The sequence below is a fragment of the Thermodesulfobacteriota bacterium genome, from assembly GCA_040755095.1.
Lineage (GTDB): Bacteria > Desulfobacterota > Desulfobulbia > Desulfobulbales > JBFMBH01 > JBFMBH01.
In genome coordinates this window covers 1-8,704 of sequence record JBFMBH010000165.1, presented here as the reverse complement: position 1 = coordinate 8,704, position 8,704 = coordinate 1, and the positions used below count along the sequence as shown (strand labels likewise).

General features: G+C 67.3%; 7 protein-coding genes. All 7 read right to left on the bottom strand.

Annotation, left to right across the window (positions count from 1 at the left end):
• The coding region (locus tag AB1634_17580; protein MEW6221327.1) for a polysulfide reductase at positions 1–208 on the bottom strand (208 nt) is incomplete at its 3' end.
• Between the two features lie 116 nt (positions 209–324).
• Complete coding sequence (locus AB1634_17575) at positions 325–633, bottom strand: hypothetical protein (GenBank protein ID MEW6221326.1); 309 nt, start codon at positions 631–633, stop codon at positions 325–327.
• A 116-nt stretch (positions 634–749) separates the two neighbouring features.
• On the bottom strand, positions 750–902 hold the full coding sequence (locus tag AB1634_17570) for a hypothetical protein (protein MEW6221325.1): 153 nt from the start codon (positions 900–902) through the stop codon (positions 750–752).
• 579 nt (positions 903–1,481) lie between these two features.
• A complete protein-coding gene (locus tag AB1634_17565; GenBank protein MEW6221324.1) occupies positions 1,482–3,173 on the bottom strand; it encodes a response regulator in 1,692 nt (563 codons plus the stop codon).
• A 144-nt stretch (positions 3,174–3,317) separates the two neighbouring features.
• Positions 3,318–6,335: a response regulator gene (locus AB1634_17560; protein MEW6221323.1), complete on the bottom strand. Its 3,018-nt coding sequence runs from the start codon at positions 6,333–6,335 to the stop codon at positions 3,318–3,320.
• A 750-nt stretch (positions 6,336–7,085) separates the two neighbouring features.
• Positions 7,086–7,316 (bottom strand): hypothetical protein, encoded by a 231-nt coding sequence (locus AB1634_17555; protein ID MEW6221322.1) that lies wholly within the window; start codon positions 7,314–7,316, stop codon positions 7,086–7,088.
• 215 nt (positions 7,317–7,531) lie between these two features.
• Positions 7,532–8,704, bottom strand: a 1,173-nt coding sequence (locus AB1634_17550; protein ID MEW6221321.1) for a polysulfide reductase, incomplete at its 5' end; no start/stop codon positions are given.

Genomic DNA, 8,704 nt, shown 5'->3' with positions numbered 1-8,704 from the left:
CGAAGATGAAGCGGGAGACGGTCACCGGGACGCCCACCGCGAAGATCGCGGCCAGCACCCAGTTGAAGGGGTTGCGCACCAGCTGGGCCAGGTATTCCTGGGGGGTCAGGCCCAGCAGGAGCTTTTCCTTGACGGTCCAGGGGGTTTTGCCGTCCGCCTTGAAGGGGGCGTCCACCGGCTGCCGCCCCTTGGCGATCAATGTTTGCATAGGCTTTGGCTCCTCGTGTCTTGGATCGGTTGGCTTACCGGGCTCTCTTCACAGCGAGAGCCTGACGGGTCGGCTGACCCGCCAGGCTCTCGCTCGCTGCAGGGCATCGGAGAGGCTCACGCCGCCTCGGCACCGACCTTGGTCCGGTCCAGGTAGCGGAAGAAGGCGGGGAAGGCGCTCAGGAAGGCCGCGCAGATGATGTACTCCACCCCCTTGATGTGGGTGTAGAAGTCCACAAAGGTGTGGTGCTCCTGCATGACCCCCGCAGCCACCAGATACTGGCGGAGCAGCTCGGAGACGTCCCAGCCCACCTGGGCCAGCCCGCTCAGGATGGCCGCTGAAGACCAGATCGTCATCAGGCCGCCGACAAAGAATACCGAGTGCAGAAACAGCCGCGAGGAGCCCTTCCGTGTCTTCTGTTCCATGATCTATCCCCCTGGTGGTTTTGTTGAGGGACCGCTTGAGGTCGGTCCGTTCTCCTGGTCCACGAGCACCCCGGCTCCGGCCGGCAAGCCTTGCCGCCTGCCGGCCAGCCCTGCCGTCAAATCAGGGCGATGAGCAGATTGACCGCGCCGCAGATACCGATCAGGGTGGCGATGCCCATCACCATCCCGAAGCCGATCTCCCGGGCAGTCATCCTGGTCTCCACCTTGCCCATCTCCACCACGTTGGCCGTGCAGGTCGTGCTCGTCATCACTCTACCCCCTGTGTGGTCTGCCCTCGATCGGGCTTCTGGCTCTCCGCTTCTGAAGAAGCCGCAGTGTGCTGTTGCCTGCCTTCCAGATGCAGCCATCGTGCCAACTGCCGGCCGGCGGTTGCTTCTTCCCTTCCGACCCGTCTGACCAGGCCGGGGCGAGGCCACGGCCCGGGGGCGACCGGGGGCGGGACCGGTCTGTTTATCAAAAATAATCGACATGATAGACCCAAATCCCCCCAGGCCGCCACGCAGATGTGGCAGACCGGCCAGGAGAGCAGCACCTTGTGCGCGGGCCGGCACCAGCCCGCAACAGGCCGCGGCCGCCTCCCCGGAGGGCCAGAGAGACAACTTGCGGATTGCCCATGCTTTCTTCAGAGAGGGCCCGACCCGGGCGGGGACAATCTGTCGCCACACAACTGTGCTGCAACAGGCCGTGGCGCAACAGCTCTGTGGCACAGCACCGCTTCTGGTGCCAGGGGCAGGAGGGCGGGGTGCACCGGCGCCGGAGCAAGGACGCCGGTGCTTCGAGAAGGTGGCAGGAGCGGCGCTGGCAGCCGCCCATTCAGAAGGATCGTCCTACTCCCGAAACCCGGGCAGGTCCTGATGCAGCTCGTCGATCACGGCGGCGAGTCCCTGGCGCAGCGTAGTCCACTGGGCCGCCAGCTGATCCCCGTCCCCGGCCAGGGCGGGACCGTGCCGCCGGTCCGCGACCTCGGCGGCCAGGGATGCCCATTCCCGCAGGCCCAGGTTGGCCAGGGTGCCCTTCAAGGTGTGGGCAATCTGCCCGAGGGCGGCGGGATCGCTGCCGGCGAGCACAACCGCCTCCCCTTGCGCCAGCAGGTCGGCCAGGGACTGGACCGCCCCGGCCAGCAGGGCGTCCAGATCCTGGGCCGCAATCCGGTACTTCGCCCGCAGGAAATCCCGGACAGTGCCCGCCCCTGGCCGCTGGCCGGGTCGAGGCAGAACCGGCTGGCCGGCCGCTGCCGGCCCGCTGCTGTTCCCGGGCAGTCCTTCCGGCAGAAGCCGGGCCACGACGGCAGTCAGGGCATCCACCGCCAGGGGCTTCATGAGGAATTCCCGAATCCCGGCCGCCTTGGCCTTCTCCTGATCCACGAGGTTGCTGTGGCCGGTGACCATGATCACCGGCAGATCGGGACGCAGGGTCAGGAGATGGCGGGCCAGCTGCTCACCGGTCAGCTCCGGCATGGTCTGGTCGGTGATCACCAGATCGAAGGCCTCCGGCGCGGCCCGGAATTGGGCCAGGGCCTCGACGCTGCTGGTGAAGCCCACGGCACTGCAGCCCAACCGCTCCAGGATCTGGCAGCAAAGGGACACGTTCATTTCCACGTCGTCCACCAGGAGCACCCGGCCAGCGAGCTTGGTCACGGCCGGGGGCAGTGCCGCGACCTGCCCGTTCGCCGGCATCCCCTCCTCGATCACCGGCAGATAGACGGTGATGCTGGCAGCCCCATCAGCCCCGGTGGCCACTGCCCCCCGGTGCGCCACGGCCGCGGTGTGGATGGCGGCCAGTCTCCGGTGCGGATCATCGGCGGCCCCGGCCGCAGGAAGGGCCGCCTGGCCGCTCGGCCGCCGGGCCTCCGCGGCGTGCACCGCCAGCGTAAGGTAGCTGCCCGCCGTCAGGCCAGGCACCCGGGCGGCCAGCGGCGCGTCCACGGTCACCGGCGCCAACCCCACCTCCAGGAGGCCGCCGCTGTCCCCCAGGGCGTGATACGCGCTCAGGCACAAATCCAGGATCAGCTGGTGCATCTGGCTGAGATCGGCCAGCACCTTGGGACAGCCGGGATCGATCCGCTGGCGGATGGTGATCGTGGCCGGCAGCGAGCCCCGGAGCAGCTTGAGCGCCTCCTTGAGGATGAGCTGCAGGCACAACGGCTGGCGCCCCTCTCCATTGGGACGGCTGAAGGCCAGGATTTGCCGGACCAGGTCCGAGGCCCGATGCCCTGCCTCCTTGATCATGAGGGCATCGGCGTGCTCCTGGCTGTCGGCGGGAAGGGCGTGGGCCAGCAGATCGGCGTAGCCGAGGATTGCATTGAGCATGTTATTGAAATCATGAGCAATACCACTGGCGAGCAGGCCAATGGCCTCCAGGGCCCGGGCCTGTTGCGACTGCGGCAGGAATTGCGGCGCCTCGCCGGCCGGCCAGCGGCGCGAGGTATCCTCGCTGGCGCCGGGTGGGACGGGACGGAGGCGGTGGAAAGGCAGCCCCGCACCCGGGGTTGACGGCGGACCCGGGTCGGGGCGGTCCATGAGAGAAGCCATGGCGAAAATCTCCTGAATAGAAATGAGGAACGAGGACCCATCTCCGGGGTGAGAGCCTGACCAGGGACCACACCCTTTTAGGGGAGCTCACGTGCCCCCAGGGGCTCGAAACAGCAGCCGTGCACAACGGGCTCAGTTGTCGGTCTCGGAAAAGACGCCCGCCGCCACCGCTTTCCCCCTGGGGCGGCCAGGGGCGGCGGACCGCCCCCCCTGCTCAGCGCTGCCGCGCCGCGCCGCTCCGTCACGGAGCAGCCGCCGGGCGGTGGCATAGAGCTCCATGGGCTCGATCGGCTTGGAGATGTAGGCGTCCATACCAGCCGCCAGACACCGCTGGCGATCCTCCGGCATGGCATGGGCTGTCATGGCCACGATGGGAACATGGCCGCCGGTGGGTCCCTCCTGCTGCCGAATCGCCGCCGTGGCAGCCAGGCCGTCCAACACCGGCATCTGCACATCCATCAAAACGAGGTCAAAAGCGGTCTGCTGCAGGATCTCCACAGCCCGGCGCCCATTGTCCACCGCCGTCACCCGCCATCCGGCCTGTTCGATCAGGGAGGCGGCAATGGTGCGGTTGCAGAATTCATCTTCCACCAGGAGCACATGGCATTCCTGCTGCGCCTCCCGCACCGTATGCCGGGTGACGAAGGGCCGCCAGACCCCGGCCGCATTGCCTCCCTCCATGGCCATGGAGATCGCCTCCAGCAGCATCGGCCGCTGGACCGGCTTGGTGAGGTAGCCCGCCACCTCGATCTCCCGGCACTGGGCCGCATCCCCCCGGATACCGGCCGAGGCCAGGATCATGACCAGGGGCCGTCCCAGGCGGGGATCCCCCAGGATTTCTTCGGCCAGATCGAAGACCCCGACGCCGGCCACATCGGCATCGAGGAGGACGACCGCGTGCCGCTGCTGCCGGAAGGCGGCAAGGGCAGCCGGCCCGCTGGCCACCGTCCGCACATTGGCCACCCAGCCGGAGAGCAGGCTCGAGACCGAGCCCTCGCTGTCGGCTGCGGCTTCCAGCACCAGAACCGAAGCATCCAGCCCCTGGTCGGGCAGGGTCCGCCCCGGGGCCGGGGCATCTTCGTCGTGGGAAGCGAAACGGGCGGAGAAATGGAAGGTGGAGCCCTGTCCCGGCGTACTCTCCAGCCAGATCCTCCCCCCCAAGAGGTCCACCAGCTGGGCGGAGATGGCGAGGCCCAGGCCGGTGCCGCCGTGGCGGCGCGTCAACGAGCTGTCACATTGGAAAAAGGGGTTGAACAGCTCTGCCTGCTGGTCCAGGGCGATGCCCACCCCGGTGTCCCGGACCGCGAAGTGGAGGAGGAGACCATCCCCATCCTCGGCTGCCGTCGGGCCGGGCTCCACCAGCACCTCAATCCTGCCCTGCTCGGTGAACTTGATGGCGTTGCCGACGAGATTGACCAGGATCTGCAAAAGCCGTCCCGGGTCGCCCACCAGGGTGTCGGGGATGCAGGGATCCAGGGACCAGGAGAGCGACAGACCCTTGTCAGCCGCCTGAATGGCCAGGCTGCCCTCCAGGGTCCCCTGCAGCATGTCCCGCAATGAAAAGGGCACCGGGTCGATCCGGAGCTTTCCTGCCTCCATCTTCGAGAAGTCGAGGATATCGTTGATGATGGTCAGCAGCCGGCCGGCCGAGGACTTGACGAGCTGGAGGTAGTGCGCCGCCTGGGCCGGCAACTGCAGGCCCAGGGCCAGGTTGGTCATGCCGATGACGCCGTTCATGGGGGTGCGGATCTCGTGGCTCAGCCGGGCCATGAACTCGCTTCTCGCCCGGACCGCGGCCTCTGCCGCAGCCAGGGCCTTCTGGGCCCGCATGTTCTCGATGATCCTGGCCACGGTGGCCGCTCCGGCTTCCAGCAGCCGCTCCACCTGTGGGTTGCGGCCCGCCCCGTGCCGGCCGTAGACGGTCATCACCCCCAGAAGCCCCTGGCGGCTGGAGACCATCGGCACGCAGTAGTGGCTGTGGGGCTGCGTATGGCGGCAGCGGCTCTGGTGGCGGGCATCAGGGCATTCGGCATAGACGAGCTGGCCGGTCTGGGCCGCGGTGCCGCACAGGCAGTCGCCCAGGGCTACCCGCTGGCAGCCACCGGCATGCCGACGCTCGAGACCAACCTCGGCGGTAAGGACCAGGGTACTGGTCCCCTCCTCCAGAAGGAAGGCCGCCCCCTTGGGATCCAGGTCAAGCCAGGACAGCGAGCTGAGGTAATCCAGGCAGCGGCCCAGGAGATCCGCCTCGGAGGTGGTGTCCAAGGAGAGGCGGAGCAGACTGTTCAGGACCTCCTGCATCTGCTGGCCGCGCCGGATCTGCCGCTCGATGGCGCGCCGCTCGCTGATATCCCGGAACACCACCACCGCGCCATAAATCCCCTCGCCGTCCTCCAGAGGGGTGCAGGTGTACTCAATGGGCAGGCAGGTCCCATCCTTGCGCCAGAAAATCTCACCGCTGCCTTGCTGGAGCCGTCCATCCTGGTAAGCGCGCTGGAAAGGGCTCAGGCGATCCGGGAACGGCGCCCCGTCCCCAAGGGTGTGGAGGCAAAGCTCCTCTTCGAAGGAGCGGCCGACGGCCTCTCCGGGATCCCAGCCCAGCATGGAATTGGCAGCCGGATTGACGAAGATGACCGTGCCCTGGCTGTCGAGGCCCAGAATGCCCTCGCCGGCGGAATCCAGGATCATCCGGTTCTTGGTCATCTCCCGTCCCAAATGGGCGTTGGCCGCCTCGAACATCCGCTCCCGGCTCCGGGCCTTGCGGGCGTCCTGGACCAGCCGCAGCCGATCCATCGCCTTCTCCACGGCCGACTCCAGCTCCTGAAAGTTGATGGGCTTGCTCAGGAAGTTGACGGCATCCAGACGCAACGCCTCGATGGCGGTCCGGGAATCGTCGTAGGCGCTCATCATCACGCACTGGAGATCAGGGCCCAGCTCCCGGGCCAGGCGCAGCAGCTCGATGCCGCCGATTCCCGGCATCCGGATATCGGTCACCAGGACGTCGAAGCGCTGCCCGCCCAGGTACCGAAGAGCCTGCTCGCTGCCGGTGGCAACCTCGGCCCGGTATGACCACTTTTCCAACAGGGTGCACAGCACAAAGCCGATATCCGGTTCGTCGTCCACCACCAGCACGCTGCCCTTCGATGCCATCCTGGTGCCCCCCTGGTCAAGAAATCCCGCCACGCTATCCCGATGGCCCCTCCCTACGCCGCCCGGTCATCCGTTTCGGACACCACCGAGCCCCCTGACCCCTGGCAAGGACCGAAGAGGGTCAGGCTCCTCGCAGTCGCACCTATTAAGAGGGTAGGTGAGGCACCCGCGGTGTCGCAATGGAAGGCTCGCTGACCAACGCCCAGAGGTTGTGAAGAGAAACCACAGAAGTGGCCCAAGGCCCGTGCCCATGCGCAGCCGAGAACAGCTCTGCCATGGGACGCGGTGCCGGCCAGACCCGAGGCCTGCCGGGGGTGGCACCCCGGACGGCGCGCACCCATGCTGTCGCACCACAGGTGTGGCGTGCTACAGGTGTGTGGCTGTGGTGTGGCGCGCTCGTTCGAGCCGTCCGCTCCCGGCGGGGCCGGCGGTCCGGAGCCGGGAGGAGCCCCTGGCTTGGCCGGCCGGCGACCGGCGCACACCAGACATGACTCCATCCGGCGACGAGAAAACCAGAGTGGGCGGGGTGGGCACGAATGGGACTGACGACGGCGCGGCGACGTGCGCTGGCCGGGCCGGCAATCGGCTTGGCCGGTGCGGGGCGCCCGGCTCCACCAAAAGAAAAGGCCGGTATGGCCCCCTGTTCGAGCCATGCCGGCCAACTTCTCGAGCCGAATTCTGCAAGCCTATCTCAGGCCGTCCCCGTCCTGTTGGACAACTGCCGGCCGCAGGAGGGGGACGGTCTGGCCATCACAGCCCAGTCAGAGCGGTCACCAGGCCCCGTCCCAGATCTCCGGCCTCGGCGCTGAGGCCGGCGGCCAGACAGAGCACTCCCCACACCCCGGCCACTGTGGACAGGGTGATCACGATGCCGACGCCGGAACGGTACCAGGCAGCGAGCTGCCTGCCGATTCCTGTGACGTTGCGACGGCTGCTGAGCTGACGTTCCGTGGTGTGCGTGGTGTGCGTGGTGTGTGCCATGGTCTGGCCTCCTTCATCCGTGTCGAGCCTTCTTTGCCATGATGCATATGCATGAAGGATGCCATGGTTCATCCCGAGGGCCGACGATGCCAGCCGGCCTGGAGCCGGCACACCGCTCCCTCTGCCCGCCGGCGCGCCGAGACGAGACGGGGGCGCGGGGCTTTTCGCCCAGCGCCCCCTTGCAGGAGCCCGTCTGCCGCAGCGAAGCGGAGCGCCTACTTCTCTTCCTTCCAGGTGTAGAGGATGGGCAGCCGCGCCAGGATGAAGCGGTAGGTGACGATATACAGGGAGTAGATGGTGACCACAATCATGACCTCCCGCCAGTGGGGGATCTCCTGATACAGCTTCCAGTTGAAGGTGATGAGCGCGGTGTTCAGCCGGTTGAGGACGATGCCGAGCACGGTCAAAAGGGCGGTGAAGCGGGCCAGGCCGGCCAGGTTGTTGCGGAGCGCCACCGTGAACAGCACGATGGGCGCCACGACGCCGAGCCCCATCTCCAGCAGCCACCACTGGCCCCAGCCGGAGGCCAGGTACTTCCAGTCGCCGTCATGGGCCACCGCGATGATCTTGATCACCAGGTAGGTGATGAGGGCCATGGTGGCACCCTTGGCCAGGGCCAGGGTCAGATAATCCAGATTGCGCTTGAAGTTGTCGTCGCAGCGCCAGCCCATGAAGGTCCGGCACAGGGTGCTGACCACGATCACCATGCACAGGCCGGCAAAGATGGAGGAGCAGAAGAAGTGGAACCACTGGAAGGGCGCGCTGTACCACAGGGGATGCACCTTGCCCGGCGCGTAAGTGAACAGCGCCCCCAGCGCCCCCTGGTGCAGGGTGGAGAGGATGATGCCGGCAATGGTCAGGCCGACGACGACGCTCTTCACCGCCTTCTTGGGCTTGGCCCAGCCCATCCACTCGAAGAAGGCCGGCGACACCTCGGCGACCTGCACCGACAGGTAGGTGGCCACATGCCAGGCCACCAGGAAGAGAACCGCCGCCGGTCCCAGGGAGACGAACATCGGGTAGATGAGCCGCCAGGGCTGACCCAGGTCCACCTGCAGGAAGAGGACCGCGAAGAAGTAGCCGAGCAGGCCGTTCAACAGGGCCAGTCGCTCAATCGGCTTGAAGTCCTTGCGGCCGAATACCTCCACCGCCGTGCCCAGCATGAAGCCCGACGCGGACAGCGGCACCATGGTGAACAGGCCCCAGCCCAGAAACAGGCCCCAGGGGTAGTCGTAGGAGCTGTGGGTGACGTAGCCCAGGCCGAAGATGAAGCGGGAGACGGTCACCGGGACGCCCACCGCGAAGATCGCGGCCAGCACCCAGTTGAAGGGGTTGCGCACCAGCTGGGCCAGGTATTCCTGGGGGGTCAGGCCCAGCAGGAGCTTTTC